General features: G+C 73.8%; 3 protein-coding genes. All 3 read right to left on the bottom strand.

Annotation, left to right across the window (positions count from 1 at the left end):
* Positions 1-3 precede the first annotated feature (3 nt).
* From ACRAS8_RS07575 to ACRAS8_RS07565, 3 genes are read right to left on the bottom strand one after another with little or no spacing between them, the layout of a single operon-like run.
* Positions 4-8,826, bottom strand: coding sequence for an amino acid adenylation domain-containing protein (locus tag ACRAS8_RS07575; protein WP_438485064.1), 8,823 nt, complete (start codon positions 8,824-8,826; stop codon positions 4-6).
* Between the two features lie 57 nt (positions 8,827-8,883).
* Positions 8,884-17,016 carry a condensation domain-containing protein gene (locus tag ACRAS8_RS07570; RefSeq protein ID WP_438485063.1) on the bottom strand — a complete coding sequence of 2,711 codons (8,133 nt, stop codon included), beginning with the start codon at positions 17,014-17,016 and terminating at the stop codon, positions 8,884-8,886.
* On the bottom strand, positions 17,013-21,497 hold the full coding sequence (locus ACRAS8_RS07565; RefSeq protein ID WP_438485062.1) for a MupA/Atu3671 family FMN-dependent luciferase-like monooxygenase: 4,485 nt from the start codon (positions 21,495-21,497) through the stop codon (positions 17,013-17,015). The genes ACRAS8_RS07570 and ACRAS8_RS07565 overlap by 4 nt, the downstream gene beginning before the upstream one ends.
* Positions 21,498-21,525 lie beyond the last annotated feature (28 nt).

The raw sequence follows: 21,525 nt of genomic DNA, 5'->3' as shown, positions 1-21,525 counted from the left end.
TTCCTAGCCCTCAAGTTCCTCGAAGAGGTCGGCCAGCTCCTGTTGCGTGAGGTCGACGTCGGGGAAGTCGGACGGGTCGAGCCGCATCTGTCCCGCCCGGCAGTCGTCGAGGATCTGCCGGACGGCGGCGGTGAACCGGGCCGCAAGGGCCTCGATCGTCCGCGCGTCGTGCACGGCTTCGCCGTAGGTGAACTCGGCGCGCAGGCGCCCGTCCGCGACGATCGCGTTGATGTTCAGCAGGTGCCTGCGGCGCTGTGCCGGGCCGTGCGAGGCGCCGACCGGGTCGTCCGAGAGCGTGAAGAGCGCCCCAGGCACGTGCGAGGCGTCGGCCTGCCCCAGGTAGTTGAAGACGATCTCGGCCTGCCGGCCGTCGCCCAGGCGGGCGCGCACCGCCCCGTCGGAGCTGAGGTAGCGCAGCAGTCCGTAGCCGATGCCGCGCCGGGGGACGTTCCTGACCTGTTCCTTCACGGCGGGCAGGGCCTCAGCCCCGCCGGTCGGCGGCACGTCGAGGCGCAGCGGGTACATCGCCGTGAACCAGCCGACGGTGCGCGAGATGTCCACGTCGTCGAAGAGCTCCTCGCGGCCGTGTCCCTCGATGTCGACGAGCAGGGCGCCGGGGCCGGTCCACGGGGCGCAGGCCGTGGCCAGGGCGCTCAGCAGCACCTCGTGCACGTCGGCCCGGTGGGTGGCGTGCACGTCCCGCACCAGCGTCGTGGTCTCCTCGCGGGTCAGCTCCGCGAGGACGGTGCGGGCGCCCGCCTCGGTGTTGTCGCCGTCGTGATCCCGGGGCAGCGGCACGACAGGGGGCGCCATCTGCCCTGCCCAGTAGTCCAGTTCGGCCCGGGTCGGTTCGGCGTCGGCGTGCTCGGTGAGCCGGTTGATCCATTCCTTGTACGAGGTGGTCTTCGGCGGAAGGTGGACGTCACGGCCGGCGCGCAAGGCCTCGTAGGTGCGCTGGAGGTCTTCCATGAGGATGCGCCAGGAGACGCCGTCCACGGCCGTGTGGTGGATGACGGTATAGAGCTGGTCCGCCCGCTGCCCGCCGTGGTCGAGGTAGACCATGCGCAGCAGAGGCCCGTCCGTGAGGTCGAGGGAGCGCTGGGCGCGGTCCTGCACGGTCGCGACGGCGCCGGCCCGGGCGGCCGGCTCCAGGCCGGCCAGGTCGAGGCGTTCGACGGGGACGCTGTCCTCGTCGGGCGGGCCCGTCCGCTGGCGGCGTCCGTCCGGGCCGTCGGTGAAGCGGTTGCGGAGGGCGTCGTGGTGGCGTACGACGGCGTCGCGGGCCCGGGCCAGCACGTCGAGGTCGAGCGCTCCGGCGGTGATGTCGACGAGCACGGCCTGGTTGTAGTGGTGCGCGTCGGCGAGCCGCTGCTCGAAGAACCAGTGCTGGATGGGGGCCAGGCCCGCTTCGCCGAGGACCAGCCCCTGCTCGGCGGTCGGCCCGGCGGCCTCCTTGGCGACCGCGGCGAGCCCGGCGAGCGTCTGGTGCCGGAAGAGGTCGCGGGCGGACAGGGAGATCCCGGCCTGCTTGGCGCGCGAGACCATCTGGATCGCGACGATCGAGTCGCCGCCGAGGGCGAAGAAGTTGTCGTCGGTGCCGACCCGGTCCAGCCGCAGCAGTTCGCCCCAGATCGCCGCGAGCCGCTGCTCGGTCGGGGTCCGCGGCGCCACGTAGGAGCCGGCGGGCGCGGTCTCGGTACCAGGGGCGGGGAGGGCCTTACGGTCCACCTTGCCGCTGGGCAGCAGCGGCATCGCGGTGAGCTCGACGAACAGCGCGGGGACCATGTAGCGGGGCAGCCGCGCCGTCAGGTGGTCGCGCACTCGGGCGACGTCGAACTCCCGTTCCGGGACGACATGGGCCACCAGGCGCCTGCCGCCGTGCCCGTCGTCGTCCGCGACGACCGCGCACGCCGCCACGCCCGGGGCGTCGGCGAGCACCGCTTCGACCTCGCCCAGCTCCACCCGGAAGCCGTGCACCTTCACCTGGTGGTCGCGGCGGCCGATGAACTCCAGTGTGCCGTCGGGCCGGTAGCGCACGATGTCGCCCGTCCGGTACATGCGCCCGGGCCCGTCCGGCCCGTCCGGTGCGTACGGGTCGGTGACGAACCGTTCGGCGGTCAGCTCGGGCCGGTGCAGGTAGCCGCTCGCCACGCCGTCCCCCGCGAGGCACAGCTCACCGGGGACGCCGATCGGCACGGGGCGCAGCCGCTCGTCCAGGACGTAGGCCCGGGTGTTCGACAGCGGACGGCCGATCGCGTGGCCGGGGCCGGTCACCGGGTGGCTGGTGGACCAGATCGTCGCCTCGGTCGGGCCGTAGACGTTCAGGACCCGGCCTCCGACGGCGGTGGACAGCGTGCCGGCCAGCGCGGGCGGCAGGGCCTCGCCGCCGACGAGCATCCACGCGAGGCCGCGGAGCGCGGCGCGGGCCTCGTCGTCGGTGGTCAGCAGCGCCGCGAGCGAGGGGGTGCACTGGAGGTGGGTGACGCCGTGCGCGGCGATGAGCCCGGCGAGGTCCTCCCGGCCCGTTCCCTCCGCCGTCGCATTGGCCAACTGCCGCAGCCTGTCGAGGTGTTCGAGGCTCGCCAGCACCTCGTCGGTTCCGACGCCGAAGTCGATCAGGCAGGCGATCTCGTCCACCCCGCTCTCCCGCAGCCGGTCGACGAGGACGGCGCACTGCTCGGGGGTGCCGAAGAGGCCGCTGGTGTCGTAGTAGCGGTCGAAGGCGTGGTCCAGGAGCGAGTCGAGGTCACGCTCGTCGAAGTCCTCCAGCTCCAGGCCGCGGGAGCGCGCGACGGGCCGGACCAGCTCGGTCGACTCGCGCAGGTAGTTCTTGAACGGTTCGCGCACCGTCCGCCGGACGTGGTCCTCGGCGTCTGCGACGAAGGTGTGCAGCATCAGCGTGACGTGGCCCTCGCCGGGGTGTCCGGCCTCCCGCCAGGCGGTGCGGTAGACCTCGACGGACGCGGCGAGTTCCTCGGCCGACTGCCCGAGGAGGTGGGTGAGCAGGTGGGCGCCGACGGCACCGGCCCGGCGGAAGGTGTCCGGGTTGCCCGCCGCGGTGATCCACACCGGCAGTTCGGGCTGTACCGGGCGCGGCAGGGTGCGCACCTCGATGTCCTGGCCGGTGCCCGAGGTCATACGGACCGCCTCGCCGCGCCACAGCCTGCGGACGACGTCGAGATCGCGGAACATGATGTCCCTGCGGTCTGCGAACTTCTCCGGCGCGAGCGCGAAGTCGTGTGGCTGCCAGCCCGAGGCGAGGGAGAGCCCGACCCGCCCGCCGGAGAGGTTGTCGATCATCGCCCAGTCCTCGGCGACCCGGACGGGGTGGTGCAGCGGCAGGACGAGGCTGCCGGTGCGGATGCCGATGCGGCGGGTGGTGGCGGCCAGCGCCGCGGCGGTCACGGTCGGGTTGGGGTACAGCCCGCCGAAGGTTCCGAAGTGCCGCTCGGGCGTCCACACGGCGGCGAACCCGTGCTCGTCGGCCCAGCGGGCGCCCTCCAGCAGCAGCCGGTATTTGTCGCCGCCGCGCTCTCCGGCGTCGCTGGCGAAGTAGAAGAGGCTGAAGTCGACGGGCCGGGTGGCGGCCGGCTTCCGGGCGCCGCTGAGCACCAGGTCCTCGCCAGCGAGCACGACCTTGAAGCCGCGGGTGAGGGTCCACAGCAGCTCCAGGACGGAGATGTCGAAGGTGTAGTGCGTCACCGCCAGCCAGGTGCCCGGCGTGCCGTCGCCGAACCGGTCGTCCATGGCGGCGAAGAAGGAGGCCAGATTGCGGTGGGCGACGACGACGCCCTTGGGGCGCCCGGTGGAACCCGAGGTGTAGATCACGTATGCGGGGTGCTCCGGGGCGGTGGTGCGCTCCGGCGCCGCCCCGGCCGAAGCCCCGGCCGGCGTCGCGACCGCCGCTGCGTCCGTCCCGGGATCGACGAGCTCGACTCCGTCGGGCAGTTCCGCCGCGCGGGCACCGGGCGCGATCACATGGCGCAACCGCGCGTCCTCGATCATGTACCCGACCCTGGCGGCGGGGGCGTGCGGGTCCAGCGGAACGTACGCGGCACCCGCCTTGAGGACGGCGAGCATGGCGACGACCATCCCGGCCGACCGCTCCAGCCACAGGCCGACGAGGGCGCCCTCGGCCACGCCCCGCGCACGCAGCCCGTGCGCCAACCGGTTGGCCGCGTCGTCCAGTTCGCGGTAGGTGAAGGCCCGGTCGCCGCAGACCAGCGCCGTGGCGTCGGGGCACTTCTCGACCCGCTCCTCGAAGGCGTCGGCCACGAGCGGGGCGCCGGGCCGGGGCACATGGCCCTCGTTCCAGCGCGTCAGCAGCAGCTCCCGCTCCTCCTCCGTCAGGTAGCCGAGCTCGCCGACCCTGGCCGCCGGGTCGCGGACGATCGCCCGCAGCAGCTCGGTGTAGTGGCCGGCCAGCCGCCGGATGGTCTCGGCGTCGAAGAGGTCGGTGCGGTATTCGATGCGCCCGGTGATGCCGTCGGGACCGTCGAGCAGGTCGAGGGTGAGGTCGTACTTGGCGACGGCGCCGGGCAGGGGCAGCGGCTCGATGCCCAGCCCGTCCATGTCCAGGCCCGCGCCGGGTTCGGTCTGGTAGACGAACAGGGTCTGGAACAGCGGGGTGTGCCCGGGGTCACGGGGCGGGTTGAGGGCCTCGACCAGGCGCTCGAAGGGCAGGTCCTGGTGGGCCTGCGCGGCCAGGGTCGTCTCCCGCACCCGGGCGAGGAGTTCGTCGAAGGAAGGGTCGCCGGACAGGTCGGTGCGGATGACCAGGGCGTTGAAGAAACAGCCGATGAGGTCCTGCACCTCGGCGCGGGTGCGGTTGGCGACGGGCGTGCCGACCGCGATGTCCTGCTGCCCGGTGTAGCGCGCCAGCAGCACGTCGAACGCGGCAAGTAGCGCCATGAACATCGTCGACTGCCGCTCGCCGGCGAGCGCGCGCAGCGCGTCAGCGGTCTCCCGGTCGAGGGTGAGCGGCTCGGTGGCGCCCGCCACCTGCTGGACGGCGGGACGCGGCCGGTCGGTCGGCAGTTCCAGCAGGGCCGGAAGGTCGCGCAGCTGGCCGGTCCAGTACTCCAGCTGCGGGCGGATCTCCTCCCCTTCGAGCCACGCGTTCTGCCAGGAGGCGAAGTCGGCGTACTGGAGGGGGAGTTCGGGGAGCTGGGACGGCCGGCCGGCGCGGAAGTCCGTGTACAGCGTCACGACCTCCCGCCAGAGCACGGCGGTCGACCATCCGTCGGAGACGATGTGGTGCAGACACAGCAGCAGGACGTGTTCCTCGTCGCCGACGCGCAGCACCTCGGCGCGGAACAGCGCGTCCCGCTCCAGGTCGAACGTGCGAGCCGCGAAAGCCAGGGCCCGGGGCAGCACGTCCGCCGCGGCCACGTCCGCCACCGGCACGTCCAGGTCGAAGGGCTCCCGGACGATCTGCATCGGTACGGCGTCCACGCTCACCACGTTGGTGCGCAGGGCCTCGTGGCGGCGGACGACCTCGCGCAGCGCACGGACCAGCACCGCGACGTCCAGCGCACCCGTCAGGCGCAGCGCGGCGGGGATGTTGTACGCGGCGTTGGCACCGTCCACTTGGGAGAGCACCCAGAGGCGGCGCTGCGCGTAGGACAGCGGCAGCGGCCCGGTGCGCGCGACGGGCGCGATGACGTCGGCGTTCGCCCCGGCGGGGGCGTCGGTGCGGGCGGCATCGATCAGCTGCGCCAGCCGCGCCACCGTGGGGGCCTCGAACAGCGTGCTGACCTGGAGCCCGACGTGGGTGGCGGCCCGTACGCGGGCGACGACGCGGGTGGCGCCCAGCGAGTTGCCGCCCAGCACCTGGAAGAAGTCGTCGTGCACGCCGACCTTCTCGCAGCCCAGGATGTCCCCCCACAGCTCGGCGAGGAGAGCCTCGGTCGCGGTACGCGGCGCGACGTAGCTCTCGGCGCGTGAGGCGTCGGGGTCGGGCACCGGTAACGCACGGCGGTCGACCTTGCCGTTCGGGGTGAGCGGCAGGGCGGGCAGGGTCACGACGGCGCCCGGGACCATGTACTCCGGCAGGTGGGCGCGCAGGTGGTCGGTGAGTTCGGCGATGCGCAGGTGGGCGCCGCGCCGGGGGACGACGTACGCCGCCAGGTACGGGTCGCCGCCGTCGGTGCGGACCGTGACCGCGGCATCGGCCACCCGCTCGGCGCGGCGCAGCAGCGTCTCGATCTCGCCGAGCTCCACCCGGTGGCCACGGATCTTCACCTGCCGGTCGGCACGGCCCAGGAACACCACCGAGCCGTCCGGCCGCTGCCGCACGACGTCGCCGGTGCGGTACATCACGGCGCCCGGCTCGTCGGCGAAGGGATCGGGCAGGAACCGCTCAGCCGTCGCTCCCGGCTGTCCGGCGTAGCCGCGGGCGAGGCTCCGGCCCGCGAGGTACAGCTCGCCGGGCGCGCCCTCCAGGACGGGGCGCAGTCGCGCGTCGAGCACGTAGACGCGGTAGTTGGCCAGCGGCAGCCCTACGGGGACCGGCCCGCCGGCGTCGCGGCCGTCGGCGACGGCGGCGGTCAGCGCACCGACGGCGGCCTCGGTGGGCCCGTAGTGGTTGACCACCCGCAGTCCCGGGCGGAGCGCGCGGACTCGCTCGACGAGCGGCGCGGTGAGCTCTTCGCCGCCGAGCACGAGGCAGGTGGTGGGCAGCAGTTCGGCCGCGTCCGGCGCGTCCAGCAGCGCGGCGAGATGCGAGGGGACGATCTTCAGCAGGTCGACGGGCTGTTCGCGGAAGCGGCGTACGAGGGCGTCCGGGGCCAGTACCTCGTCCGGTGCGGCGAGGAAAAGCGACCGGCCGGTGCCCAGGGCGCCGAAGACCGCGGTGTGGCCGAGGTCGGCGGCGGTGGTGGCCAGCGTGCCCAGAACGGCGGTCCCGGGCAGGTCGAGCCGGGCCAGGACGCTCTCGGTGTAGTTGTGGATCGCGCGGTGTGGTACGCCGACTCCCTTGGGGCGGCCGGTCGATCCGGAGGTGAAGACGAGGTACGCGAGGTTCTCCGGGTGCACGGGTACCTCGGGTGGGGTGTCCGGGAACCCGGCCGTTTCCGCGCTGTCGTCGGTGCCGTCCAGGTCGATGACGGGGATGCCGTCCGCCGCTCCGGGGGCGAGCAGGCCGCGGTGGGTGACGACGGCCGCCGGGCGGGCGTCCTCGATCATCCCGGCCAGCCGCCCGGCGGGCAGCGCCGGGTCCAGGGGGACGAACGCACCACCCGCCTTGAGGACGGCGAGCAGGGCGACGATGTAGTCGGTGGAGCGCTCGATCACGAGCCCCACCGGCACGTCCGGACCGACCCCGTGCGCCCGCAGCGCGTGGGCCAGCCGGTTCGCGGCCGTCTCGGCCTCCCGGTAGGTCAGCCGGTGTCCGCCGCAGACCACGGCCGGCGCGTCGGGCCGGGCGGCGGCGTGCCGTGCGAAGCGCGCGTGCACGAGTTCGGGAGCCGGGCGTGGCGCGCGCTCCCCGCCGCCGTGTGCGAGCACCCGCGCGGTCTCCTCGGCGCCGGCCAGTCCGAGGTCGCCGAGCGGTGCCTCGGGGGCGTCCGCGACGGCGCGCAGGAGCGCGGCGAGCTGCTCGGCCAGGCGCCGGGCGTGCCGAGGAGAGACCCGACGGGAGTCGTGGTGGAGGCTCATCCGCAGTGCGCCGTCGGTCCCGTGAACCAGATCGAGGTGGAGGGCCGACGCCACCGGTCCGACGCTGAGGTCCGTCAGGGTCAGCAGGGCGTCCCGGGCCCGTACGGGGGCGGGCAGTGCGGTGCCGGCGCAGGTGTACGGCAGCGGCCCGGCCGCCCGCGTACCGTCGAAGGAGAACTGGTCCACCTCGGCGTCGGCCAGCGCCGCGTCCAGCTCCCGGGCGGTTTCGGCGAAGGGCGCCCCGGCGTCCATCGAGGCGAGCCGCGGCACCGCGCTCTCGAAGTTCCCCACCACACCCTGGAGTTCGTCCAGGCCGCGGGAGGTGGGAACGAGCGCCATGGCGACCTGGTCGTCGCCGGTGAGCCGCCACAGCAGCACCTGCCAGGCACCGAGGACCACCGCCGTGGGCGAGCAGCCGAGCCGGGCGGCGGCCTCCCGCACCGCCGCGGCCCGGTCCGCGCCGAGGTGGACCGGCACCGCGCCGGGGCCGGTGTCCGTGCCGGGCTCGAAGGGCAGCGTGGCCTCGCGCGCGGCGGGCAGCTCCCGCCCGAGCCAGTCGTCCATCCGCCGGCGCGCCGCGTCGTCGGCGACCTGCTCGTGCAGCCATTCCGCCGCATCCAGGTACTGGAGCGGTTCCCCGTCTTCCCCGTGTTCCCCTTCTTCCAGGTCCTCCCGGTCCTTCTGGTCCTCCTGCGGCCGGCCGCCGAGCTCGGCGGCCAGTTCCGTGAAGAGCACGCACAGGGAGCGGCGGTCGGCGAACAGACCGGAGACCGTCAGGACGAGCACCGCCCGGTCCGCGCCCACCAGCAGACGGGCGCGCAGCGCGCGGCCGTCCGGGCGCCGGGTGTCCTCCTCGGCCGCCCGCCCGACCGCCGCGCCGGCCGCGTCGCCGTCCGGGAGGAGGTCCTCGATCCACTCCGGCTCGCCTGCGTCGTCCACCCGTTGCAGCGGGGCCGCGAGGCCGGGCACCGGCACCAGGCGGGAGCGCAGCGATTCGTGGCGCCCGACGACGGTACGGACGGCGCGCGCGACGTCGGAGGGCGGTATCGCGCCGTCTAGTTCTATGCGGCACTGCGCCCACCGTTCGGCGGAGTGGGTCCACGCGTGAAGCTGCGGCGGGGAAAGGCGGAATCCGGCCGTGGCCGTGCCCGCGAGATCGGCGTCGTTCATCGAAAGCGACTCTCCATTGCTCATCAGCTGATTCGGTCGGGCGCGTACCAGCTCTGCTCAGCTCTTGCTGTGCTCAGCTTTTTTTCCGGCGGCGAATTCCGTGGCGCTCATCATGTCGCCGAGCGCGACCACGATCTTTCGCTTCCCGGTGAACGGGCGGCGCGCATGCGCGACGAGCATGTTGTCGATGACGAGGACGTCGCCCTCCTGCCAGGTGAACGCGAGCGATGCGCGGTCCATGACCTCCCGCACCTCGTCCACCACTTCGTCCTCGATCACCGAGCCGTCGCCCCAGTAGACATTGCGCGGCATTCCCGCCTCGCCGTACAGCTCGACGAGCGACGCGCGGGTCTCGGGGTCCAGGCACGAAATGTGGTGCAGGGCGAGCTGGTTGAAGAAGACCGGCTCCCCGGTCCGGGGGTGGCGCAACACCGCATCGGCGACCCGCCAGGTTTTCAGGGTGCCGTCGGGACCCCATGCGCATCCCATACCGGCCTCGGCGCATTTGCGCTCGACCTCCGCCGGGTCGTCGGTGCCGTAGAAGCGCTGCCAGCTCACATCGACGGACTCGATGAAATTGCGGACGTAGCGGAGCTTCTTCCGCTCGAACTGCTCGACGAGTTCGGGGCGGAGCGCGCTGTACACCGTGCGGCAGTCGACGATCGGCGTCTCACCGCCCTCCTGCGGCGCCACGATGCAGGAGAAGAACTGACGCATGGGCCAGGTGGGCAGGTGGGAGCTCTCATTGTGGAAGAGGATCGACTGGTCGGCGGGATAGGGCGTCGACTTGTAGATCCGGGCTGACTCGCCCTCCCTGGGCAGATCGCCGTACTCCCTGAAGAGGGTGGGGCAGATGGCGCCCGCGGCCGCCTCGAATTTCTCCACCGACCCCTTGTGGAACCCCCTCAGGAGGATCGCTCCGTGACGGTGCAGAGACGACTCGACGAGTTCCTTGTTCGTGCTCAGCCAGCCGGGCAGATCGGCTCCGTCGCCGGCGGGCTCCACCACGAGCGGGGTCTGCGGGAACCCGGGCAGAAAGCCGGTCCGCACCGGATTGATATCGGTGATCTCCACCGAGCGCCGCTTCGCGCTGCGCAGGGAACGGAGCTTGGACGTCCTGGAGTTCGCTTCGGTCATGTTGCGCATCCTCGCCTCGTCGTCGGTCTCCATCCGCAGCGCGCCGATGCGCGCGTCCGGCGCCTCGACCGCACTCATCAGGAGCTGTACCAGATGCGCCGACATGCCCTCGACCGTGGACGCATCGAAGAGTTCCGCGTTGTAGATGAAGGTCCCGGTGATTCCCTCTTCGCCTTCTTCCATGAACAGGGTCAGGTCGAATTTCGTGTGCAGCGCGTCGACTTCGATCGTGTGCGCGGAAATTCCCGGGAGTTCGAAGGTGATGTTCAGCTTCTGCAGCAGGAACAGGACCTGGAACAGTGGCGTGTGGGAGGGGCTGCGTTCCTGGCGCAGTTCGTCCACCAGCGTGAGGAACGGCAGGTCCTGGTGGGCGTAGGCGTCGACCGCCGTGGTGCGTACCCGGGCCAGCAGTTCGCGGAAGGCCGGATTCCCGGCGAGGTCCGTGCGCAGCACCAGGTTGTTCACGAACATGCCGATCATCTGCTCGAACACCGCCCGGGTGCGGTTGGCGTTCGTCGTGCCGACGGCGATGTCGCTGGTGCCGGCGTACCGCGAGAGCAGCACCTTGAACGCCGTCAGCAGCACCATGAACAGGGTCGCCCCCTCGGCACGGCCGAGCGCGTCGAGACGCCGGGCCAGATCCGCGGGGACGACGAACCGGTGGACGGCGTTGCGGATCCGCTGCCGGTCCGGGCGCGGCCGGTCCGTCGGCAGCGGGAGCAGCGGCGGCAGTCCCGCGAGCTTGCGCCGCCAGTACGCCAGCTGCGTCTCGAAGACCTCGCCTTCGAGCCAGCGCCGCTGCCACTGGGCGAAGTCGGCGTACTGGTGGTCGAGCACCGGCAGGGGCGACGGCTCGTCGCGGACGAACGACGCGTACAGCGTGACGAGTTCATGGACCAGGACGCCCAGCGACCAGCCGTCGGAGACGATGTGGTGGATGTTGACGAGGAGCACGTGGTCCTCGTCGTCGATCCGCAGCAGCGCCACCCGGATCAGCGGCCCCTGTTCCAGGTCGAAGACGCTGCGCGCGTGTTCCTGCGCGAGGTCGTCGATCTGTTCCTGTGACACCTCGCGCACCGGCAGGTCGACGGCGATGTCCTCGTGGACCCGCTGGACGGGGACGCCGTCCACGTCGTGAACGGTCGTCCGCAGCACCTCGTGCCGCTGGATCACCTCGCGCAGGGCGCGGCGCAGCGCCTCGGTCTGCAGCCGGCCCACCAGGCGCACCGCGCCGGGGATGTTGTAGGTGGCGCTCGGCCCGTGGAACTGCTCGGCGAGCCACAGCGCCTGCTGGCCGAAGGACAGCGGCAGCGCGCCGTCGCGCGGCACATGCAGCAGGGGGACGTCGGCGGGCGCGCCGCCGGCCGGGCCCCCGCCGTGCGCCTCGCGGACCTTCGCGGCGAGCCCGGCGGCGGTCGGCGCGTCGAACAGCACGCTGACCGGCAGGTCGACGTCGAACCGCCGCCGGATGCGGGCGATCGCCTGGGAGGCCAGCAGCGAGTCGCCGCCCATGCGCTGGAAGTCGTCGTCGGGGCCGATGCCGTCGGTGCCGAAGAGCTGCCGGAAGATGACCAGCAGTTCGGCCTCGACGTCGTCGGCCGCGACCACCGGTGCGCCGCCGCCCGCCTGCGGCCCGCGCCGACGTTCGGTGCGGGCGGCCAGGGCCGCGGCCGGGTCCTCGGGGGAGACGACGACGATGCCGGTGCGGCCGAGGGCGCCCAGCGCCACGTCCGCGTCGCCGTCCTCATCCCAATGGACCGAGTGGACCGAGCAGCTGCGGCCGTCCGCCCGCCGGGTCGCGGCGAGGGCGTCGAAGAACGCGCCGAGGGCCGCGGACCGCGGCCCACCCGCCCCGTCGGTGACCGCCGCACGCCCCGAGAACAGGGCGAGACGGCGCACGCCGGCCTCGGCCGCGGCGGCATCGACGGCCAGGGCCGCACGGGCCCGTGCGGACACCTGGGAGCGCAGCTCCGCCGGACCCGCCTCCGACTCGGCTCCGTCGCCGGCCGGTCGGGCGGCGTGGAGGATGCCGTCCACCGTGCCGAAGCGGGCCCGGGCCGCCGCCAGGGCGGCGGCGAGCTGCTCGCGTGAAGCCGGGTCCGCGCGGACCACCAGCACCTCGGCGCCCTGCTCTTCGAGCGCGCGGACGGCGTCGATGTGCGCCCGGCGCGCGGCGAGGATCTCCGTGGCGCGGCGCTCCAGGTGGGCACGGTATTCCGGGGTGTCGAGGTGCACCGGCTGCTGAGCGAGGACGAGTCCGTAGTCCGTGGCCGCCCGGGCGGCCTCCTCCCGCGGGAAGGACACCACGTCCGCGAAGGGCTGCTCGCCCAGGACCCGGTCCCAGGTGTCCAGGGACACCAGCGGCGAGCGCGTCCTGACCTCCTCGTCCTCGAAGAGCCACCAGCCCTCGGCGAGCCCCCAGAGCATCTCCACCCAGCGCAGCGACACCACGGCCTCGACCAGGCACAGCAGGCCGCCCGGCGCGAGCAGTCCGCGCAGGTTGGCGGTGGTCTCGCCGATCCGCGGCGTGGCGTGCACGACATCGAAGCCGATCACCGCGTCGAACGCGTACGGGTCCAGGCCCTGGGCGGCCGGATCCCGGGAGATGTCGAAGACCTGGCAGCGCAGCTCGGCGAATCCGTGGTCGGCGGCCGCCTGGCGGGCCCGCCGCACGAACGAGCTGCCCAGGTCGGTGAAGGTGTACCGCACCTCGTGGCCGCGCAGGTGCGGGGCGATCAGCCGGGTCAACTGCCCGTTGCCGCCGCCGACTTCCAGGATCCGCAGCGGCCGGTCCGGGGTGCGTTCGGCGATCCGGGCGAGCGCCCGGCCCAGCAGCTCGGCGTGGACGCCGTAGTTGCTGGCCGCCAGCAGCCCCAGGAACGCCGTCTCCAGCGGCTTGGGGTCGCCGTCGGGGAAGAGCACGCCGACGGCGTCGGCGTCGCCGCTCAGGGCCGCCGGATAGTGGCGCACGCAGTGGTCGAGGAAGGTGATGGTGTCCTCGTGCTCGGGGAGCAGCGCCAGCGCGTCCGGCGTGTCGAGGAAGTCCGCGGCCTCGGGCCCGGCGACGACCTCGATCCGGTCCGGGTCCGCCGCGGCGCCGCCGCGCCGGATGATCCCGTCCTCCTGGAGCACGTCCAGGAAGAAGTCCAGGAACTTGTCGAACGCGGGCAGCAGCCGCATCCGCGCGGCGATCTCCGCACGCCGGTAGGTGCGCCCCGGGGTGAGGTCGACGCCCGCCGCGACCAGGGTGCGGTACACGTGGCCGCCGCAGAGCCGGTTGAGGGTGGGCTCCACGAGCTCCCGGTCGGGCCCCGGCCGGGCCGAGGCCGCGGCGGCCCGCTCGACCGCCCGCAGCGCCTCGACGTCGTCGCGCACGGGTGCCGGGGCGGCGCCCGCTTCCGCCACGGCCTCGGCACGGGCGTGCTCGGGCCCGGTGGTGGCGTCGGACCAGTGGGGCCAGTCCGCTCGCTCGGGCACCGGACCCGGCTCCACGAGGGTGAGCCGCGCCTGATGCGCCGTCGCCAGCCGGCGGGTCAGTGCCGCCGAGGCCCCGTCGAGGCCCCCGGTGACGGCATAGCTGCCCCGCTCGCGGACGGCGCCGTCCCCGGGCCCGTCCGGTGCGGCCTCGTACGCCTCGGTGTGCCGCACCCCGGCGCGGTAGGCGACGACGGGGTCCGTGAGGCCGGCGGCGGTCTCCGCGACGACCCCGGCCGCCGCCTCGGCGGCGGCGTCGGCACGGGCGTCGAGGTCCAGGCAGCCGATCGCCAGCTCCGGGTGGTCCTCTGCCGCGGCGCGGCAGTATCCGCCCAGCGTGGCCTTGGCGGGGACGGGGGCGTCGCCGGGCACCACCGCGTGCAGGCGGTCCGAGACGACGGCCAGCCGCACCGGCCGCCCGGCCGCGTGCGCGACCAGTGCCTGGGCCCAGGCCGCGGCCGTCTCCAGGCCGTCCCGCTGGGCCGCCGCGAAGTCCTCTCCCGTGCCGCGGGCGCAGGCCAGGACGACGGCGTCCGGGAAGCGGCCTTCCTCCTCCAGCGTCGTGAGCAGTCCGTCGATGTCCGCGGCGCGCGCCGGGTCGAGCACAAAGCCCGTGTCCCGTGGGTCCAATGACGTCCCCCGGCATGCCGGGACGGCCTCCTGCCCGGCCGCTGCCAGCCGTCGCAGCAGGGCCTCCGCGAACCCGTCGGCGTCCCCCACCACGAGCCACCTGCCGCGTTCCCGCAGCGCCTCGCGGACCACCGCGTCGTCCAGCGGCGCCGGCCGCCACACGGGCACGTACGGCGTCGCGTCGCCGGTGGCCGCCGCGGTGCCCTCTTGCTCCGCGGACGCGGCGGGGGCCGGGTCGATCCAGTGGCGGCTGCGCTCGAACGGGTAGCCCGGCAGCGGGACGCGGCGGCGCCGCCGACCTTCCCAGAAGCCGTCCCAGTCGACGGGGACCCCGGCGCAGTGGAGCGCGCCGAGCGCGGTCAGCAGCGCCTCCCCGTCGGTGCGCGGATCGTTGCCGCTCCGGCCCGAGGTCACGATCCGCTCGGCGTCGACTCCCGTACGCCGCACCATGGGTGTCAGGGTGCGGCCGGGGCCGGCTTCGAGGAACAGGTGCTGCGGGTCCTGGGCCGCGGTGCGCACGGAGTCGGCGAACCGCACCGTGCCGCGCATCTGGCGCGCCCAGTACCCCGGATCGCACACCTCGTCGGGGCCGAGAACCCGGCCGGTCAGGCAGGACACCATCGGGATGCGCGGCGTGCTGCGCGGCACCTGCGCGACGCGTGCCTCGAAGGCCCGGGCGACATCGTCGAGCATCCAGGAGTGGAAGGCGTGCGAGGTCCGCAGCCGCCGGTGCTCCACGCCCCGTCGCGTCAGGGCCCGCTCCAGTTCTCCGATCGCCTCTTCGGGGCCCGAGGCGACGCACTGCTGCGGGTCGTTGACGGCGGCCAGCGAGCAGTCGCCGAGCAGCGGGGTGAGCGTGTCCTCGTCGAGGGTCGCCGCGAGCATCGCGCCGGGGGGCATCTCGTGCATGGCCCGCGCCCGGTGGATGACCAGGTCGAGGGCGTCCTCGGTGCGGAAGACGCCGGCCACGGCCGCGGCGGCGTACTCGCCCAGGCTGTGCCCCAGCAGCGCCGAGGGCGCCACGCCCCATGCCTGCCAGAGCCGCGCCAGCGCCAACGACGCGGTGAAGAGGGCGGGTTGGGCGATCCAGGTCTCGTCCAGCAACGCCCGCTGGTGCTCCTCGTCCCCCGCGGGCGGGTAGATCACCGCACGCAGGTCGATGCCGAGCTGCGCCCGGGCGTGCTCGGCGCAGCGGTCCACCTCCCGGCGGAAGACCGGCTCGCCCTCGTACAGCGCCGCGAACATGCGCAGCCGTTGTGCGCCCTGCCCGGGGAAGAGGAAGGCGACCCGGGGCGGATCGGTGTCGTGCACCCCCGACACGACGGCGGCGGACCCCTTCCCTTCGAGGGCGGCGATCGCCTCCGTGCGGTCGCGGCAGACCACAGCGCGGCGGTGGGGGTAGGCGCGGCGTCCGCTGCTGAGGGTGAAGGCCAGATCCGGCAGCGCACTGTCCTCCACGGCGCGGAAGGCCGTTGCCAGGTCGGCGCCGAGGCGGTCGAGCGCCTGCGGCGAGCGGGCGGAGACGACGACCAGCTGCTCGGGGCGGACCGGCCCGGGATCCTGCACGGTGTCCTCGCGGGGCGGGGCCTCTTCGAGGACGACGTGCGCATTGGTGCCGCCGATGCCGAAGGAGCTGACGCCGGCCCGCCGTGGCCCCTCGTCGGCGGGCCAGGGGCGCAGCTCGGTGTTCACGTAGAAGGGGCTGCCCTCGAAGTCGATCGCGGGGTTGGGCCGCCGCCAGTTGAGGCTGGGAGGCAGTTCCGCGTGCCGCAGCGCCTGGACGGTCTTGATCAGCCCGCTCACCCCGGCGGCCACGTCGAGATGCCCGACGTTGGTCTTGACCGAGCCGAGCGCGCAGAACCCGCGCCGGTCCGTCTTCTCGCGGTAGGCCCGGATCAGGCCCGCGACCTCGATCGGATCCCCGATGACCGTGCCCGTGCCGTGCGCCTCGACGTAGCCGATGGTCTCGGGCGCGGCCCCGGCGAACGCCAGCGCCTCCGCGATGACGGCGGCCTGCCCGGTCACGCTCGGCGCGGTGAAGCCGGCCTTGGCGGACCCGTCGTTGTTGACGGCCGAGCCCCGGATCACCGCGTGGATGTGGTCGCCGTCGGCCAGCGCGTCCCGGAGCCGCTTGAGCAGGACGAGCCCGACCCCGCTGCCGAAGAGCGTCCCTCCGGCGTCGGCGTCGAAGGCGCGGCAGTGCCCGTCGGGCGAGGCGATGCCGCCCTCCTCGTAGAGGTAGCCGACTCCGCTGGGAAGCACCGCACTGGCGCCTCCCGCGACCGTCAGGTCGCAGTCGTACGCCAGTAGCGCCCGGCACGCCTGGTGGACGGCGACGAGCGAGGTCGAGCAGGCCGTGTCCACCCCGATGCCGGGGCCGGTGAGGTTGAACTTGTGCGCGATGCGGGTCGGCGCGAAGCCCTTGTCGGTGGCGAAGAACACCCGCTGCATCCCGGCCTGTTCGAGGACGTCGGGCCGCTTGAGGAGGTTGTGCACCAGGTACGAGGGGAAGCCGACGCCCACGTAGACCCCGGTGAGGTCCTTGAGGGTGTCGGGGTTGTAGCCGGCGTTGTCGAACAGGGCCTGGGTGCACTCCAGCAGCAGCCGGTGCTGCGGGTCGAGGATCGCCGCCTCCATCGGCGTGAGCCCGAAGAACCCGGCGTCGAAGCGGTCCAGGTCCGCGAGGACGCTGGCCGCCCGGACGTAGTGCGGATCGCGCAGCTGCGCCTCGTCCACCCCGGCCCGCCGCAGGTCGTCCTCCGAGAGCCGGGTGATGGACTCGACTCCCTGGGCGATGTTGCGCCAGAACTCCTCCGGGTCCCGTGCCCCGGGAAAGCGGCCGGCCATCCCGATGACGGCGATGCTCTCGGCGTCCTCGTGCGCCCCGCCGTCGCTGCCGTGCGCGTTGTCCGTGCCGTGGACGCCGTCCGTCATGTGCTGGTTGCTCACGAGCCCTGCCTCCTGCGCTGCCGCCGCCGGACGGCGGCCTTCTGCCGGTCAGCCCGGCTCTCGACGGTTGTGCTCAGCTGCCGGGCGCCGCCGTCCGCGTCGGCGCCGAGGTGCGTGGCGAGTTGGGCGATGGTCGGGTAGGTGAAGAGGTCCACGAGCTCGACGTGGCCGAGGTCCGCGGCGGCGATGCGGGCGTGTGCCTTCGCCGCGAGCAGTGAGTGGCCGCCGATCTCGAAGAAGTTCTCGTGGATGCCGACGCCCTCGCGGTCCAGGAGCTCCTGCCAGATCCGTTGCAGCGCGTCCTCGATCCGGTTGCGCGGCGCGACGTACGCGACCTGGCGGCCGCCTTCGACGTCGGAGGCCATGGCGGTGAGCCGGCCGCGGTCGACCTTCCCGTTCAGGGTCAGCGGCAGGCTGTCCACCGCGACGATTCGGGAGGGCATCATGTACTCCGGCAGCGTTTCCCGCGCCCGCTCGCGCACGCTCGCCTCGTCGTACGGAGCGCCTTCGTGCGGCCGGACGAACGCCACGAGGGAGGCGTCCCCGTCGTGACCGGGGCGGGCGACCACCGTGCACCCCGCGAGCGCCGGGTGGGCGCCGAGCACGGCCTCGATCTCGCCGAACTCGATCCGGAAGCCGCGGACCTTGACCTGGTGGTCGGCACGGCCGAGGAACTCGAAGCGGCCGCCGCCCAACGGCCGGACGATGTCACCGGTGGCGTACATCCGGGCCCCCGCCCGGTCGGTGAACGGGTCGGGCCGGAAGCGTTCGGCCGTCAGGGCCGGGCGGTTCCAGTAGCCGCGCCCCACGCCCGTCCCGCCGATGTGGAGCTCGCCCGGAACGCCGGCCGGCACGGGGCGGAGCGCCGCGTCGAGCACGTACAGCGCGGTGTTGGCGAGGGGACCACCGAAGGTGACCCGGCCGTGGCCGTCGGCCTCCAGGGGCTGGACCGCCGACCAGACGCAGGTCTCCGTCGGCCCGTACATGTTGAAGACGTCCGCCACCCCGGCCTCTCGCAGCCGGGCGGCGAGCTCCGGGGGAGTGGCGTCCCCGCCGACGAGGAGCCGGCGCAGCGGGCCGCCCGGCGCCGTGCCGCGCTCCCGCTCCAGCAGCAGGTAGCGCGCGAGAGCCGGCGTGCACTGCAGGTGTGTCACACCGTGCCGGACGAGGGATTCGGCGGGAGTGTGCGCGGGCGCGGTCGGCTCCTGGGCCAGGCCGCGCCTGAGGTGGGCGAGGTGCTCCAGCGCCTCGGTGGTCAGGGCCTCGTCGACGCCGAAGTCGATGAGGCAGGCGATCTCGTCCACGCCGGCTTCGGACAGCTCGCGGACGAGCCCGGCGCAGGATTCCGGCGTCCCGAACAGCGCGCTGGTGGTGAAGTAGCGCTCGAAGGCGTGGTCGACGATCACCTCGCGGTGCAGCTCCGGGTCGAGCCCCAGCGCCTGGGCCAGTCCCCGCATCAGGTCGATCGAGGTGCGGAGGTAGTTCTTGAACGGCTCGCGCACGGCCTCGCGCACCACGTCCATGTCGGGGTGGACGAAGGTGTGGAGCATCAGCGTCACCACCCCCTCGTCGTGCCCGGCAGCGGCGCGCGCCGCGCGGTAGACACCGATCTTGCGGGCCAGTTCGCGGACGTTCTGGCCCAGCAGGTGGGTCAGCAGGTGCGCGCCGTTCTCGCCCGCGCGGCGGAAGGTCTCCTCGCTCCCCGCAGCCGTCGCCCACACCTGCAGTTCCGCCTGCACGGGCCGGGGCAGCGGGCTGACCTTGACCTCGTCGCCGAGACCGTTCCGGCGGAGGATCTCCTCGCCCTCCCACAGCCGGCGGACGGTGTCGATGTCGCGCCACATCGACTCCTTGCGGTCGGCGAACCGTTCGGGCGCCAGCACGAAGTCGTCCGGCTGCCACCCCGAGGCGAAGGACAGCCCGACGCGGCCGTCCGAGAGGTTGTCCACCGCGGCCCACTCCTCGACGACCCGCAGCGGGTCCTGGAGCGGCAGGACGACACTCCCGGCGCGGATCTCGACGCGGTCGGTCACCGCGGCGACGGCGCCCGCGAGGACCGAGGGGTTGGGGTAGGCGCCACCGAACGCGTGGAAGTGCCGCTCCGGCACCCATACGGCACGGAAGCCGTTGCGGTCCGCGAAGCGCGCTCCGTCCATCAGCAGGCGGTACAGCGCGCTGCCCTGGCGTTCGCCCGTCTCGGCGGCGAAGTAGAAGAGGCTGAAGTCCACCGGCCGCACCGCCTTCCGGGCGGCCTGCGGGGCGGTGGCCTCCGGGCGGGAGGTCCAGCGCGCGTTCTCGACGACGACCTTGTAGCCGCGGCACAGGGTCCACAGGAGTTCGAGGACGGAGATGTCGAAGCACACGCTCGTCACGGCGAGCCAGACCGGTTGCCCGTCCCCGGCGGGCGGTTCGCCGCCCACCGCCTCGTCCAGGCCGGCGAAGAGGTTGGCGACGTTGCGCCGGCTGATCATCACGCCCTTCGGGCGTCCCGTCGACCCCGAGGTGTAGATGACGTAGGCCAGCGCCTCGGGCGAGGCCGCGGGCAGCGGCGCCGGTGCCGACTGCGCGGCCTCGGCGGCGAGGGCGTCCAGCGCGACGACGGTCCCGCCGTACGACCGCAGTGCGCGGCTCCCCGCCTCGTCGGCGACGCACAGCGCGACGCGGGCGTCGTCGACCATGTACGCGACGCGGTCCGGGGGGTAGGCCGGGTCCAGGGGCACGTAGGCGCCGCCGGCCCGGGCGATCGCGAGCATTGCCACGACCAGGTCGACCGAGCGCTCGGCGCACAGCCCCACCCGGGTCTCCTCCCGTACGCCCCGTGCGCGCAGCGCGGCGGCGAGCCTGCCGACGCGCTCGGCGAGCCGCTCGTAGGAGAGTGACTCCTCGCCGCACACCAACGCCGGCGCCCGGGGCGTGCGCCGCACCTGGGCGTCGAACTCGGTGAGCCACGACTCCTCGCCGAGCGGCACGACCGGGCCGCGCGCGTCCCGCAGCAGGGTCTCCCGCTCACCGTCGGAGAGCACCGGGAGCGCGGAGACCGGAGCGTCGGGGCGGTCGGCGAGGGCGCCGAGCAGGGTCTGCAGGCCCCGGGCGAGGCGCTCGACGGTGCTCCGTTCGAACAGCGCGGTGTTGTACGTCCAGGTGCACACATACCGCCCGTCCTCCTGGTGCACCGAGAGCACCAGGTCGTACGGGGCGCCCCGCTGCCCCGAGGCGTGCAGGACGTCGAGCGGCGCGTCCCGGCCCCACCGGCGGGTCTGCTGCCAGACGTACATCACCTGGAAGAACGGCGAACGGCTGGGGTCCCGTTCGGGGTTGAGGCGCTCGACGAGCAGCGGGAACGGGTAGGGGTGGTCGAGCGCGCGGAGCACCTCGGTGCGCGTCGCGTCCAGGACGTGCGTGAAGGCGGGGTCCCCGGCCAGGTCGGCGCGGACCACGACCGGGTCGGCGAAGAAGCCGACGGTGTCCTGGTGGTGCGGGGTGCGCGGCCCGGCGGCCGGGGTGCCCACGATCACCTCGTCGGATCCGCCGTACGTACGCAGCAGTACCTGGAGGGCGGACAGGAAGAGCATGTTGGGCGTGGCGTCCGCGTCCCGCGCGAGGCGTTCCAACCGCCTCGACAGCGCCGGGTCGAGCCCGGCCGAGAGGCGGTCGCCGCGGAAGGTCTGCGCCGCGGGGCGCGGCCGGTCCAGCGGCAGGTTGGTCACCGGCACGCCGCCGCCCAGCCGCTCGCGCCAGAAGGCGAGGTTCCGCTGCGCCCCGGCACCGTTCAGCCAGGCGGCCTCGGCGTGCACCTGGGATGCGAACTGCCCCTCTACGGGCTGTAGTTCGACTTCCTGGCCGGACAGGCGGGCCCGGTAGGCCGCCAGCCACTCCTCGACGATCACATCGATGGACCACAGGTCCGAGGCGATGTGGTGGACGACGAGCACCAGCACCGGCCGCCGGTCCTCCGGCGAGGTGCGCAGGAGCAACGCCCGTACCGGCAGGTCGCCTTCCAGGTCGAACGGACGGTCCATGAACGCCTCGACGGCTCCGTCGACCATGCCCACGCCGACGGTCTCCACGTCCAGGACGCGCTCGGGCACCCGGCCGGCGCGCTGGGTCGGCTCGCCGTCGCCCCAGGTGTACGTGGTGCGCAGCACCGCGTGCCGGGCGAGCACCGTGCACAGCGCGCCGTCGAGCGCCTCCTCGTCGACGGGCCCGTGGTGGTGGGCCGCGAAGGCGAGGTTGTAGGCGGGACTGTCCGGGGTGAGGCGCTGGTGCAGGAGGAGGCTGCGCTGGCCCGCGGTGAGCGGGTGCGGGCCGCCCTCGCCGTCCAGGTACGCGATGATCCCGTCCTTGTGTGCGCGCACCTCCTCCAGCAGCGCGGGTGTCAGGACGTCCCGGGATCCGCGGCACTGGAGCCGGCCGTGCTCGGCGAAGACCCGTACGCCGCGTGCGGTGAGCGTCCGCACAAGTGCGGGGACGCTTTCCGACATCGTTATCTCCTTGCCCCGTTCGGGCCGG

Origin of the sequence: Streptomyces sp. S186 (assembly GCF_051603415.1) — a bacterium.
Classification (GTDB): domain Bacteria; phylum Actinomycetota; class Actinomycetes; order Streptomycetales; family Streptomycetaceae; genus Streptomyces.
Note: the sequence above shows the minus strand (reverse complement) of the source record. Positions and strands in the feature narration are given on the sequence as shown.

Bases quoted from the DNA above. Each gene is read 5' to 3' on its own strand.
- ACRAS8_RS07575 (WP_438485064.1), bottom strand. From the start codon at position 8,826: ATGAACGACGCCGATCTCGCGGGCACGGCCACGGCCGGATTCCGCCTT.
- ACRAS8_RS07565 (WP_438485062.1), bottom strand. From the start codon at position 21,497: ATGTCGGAAAGCGTCCCCGCACTTGTGCGGACGCTCACCGCACGCGGC.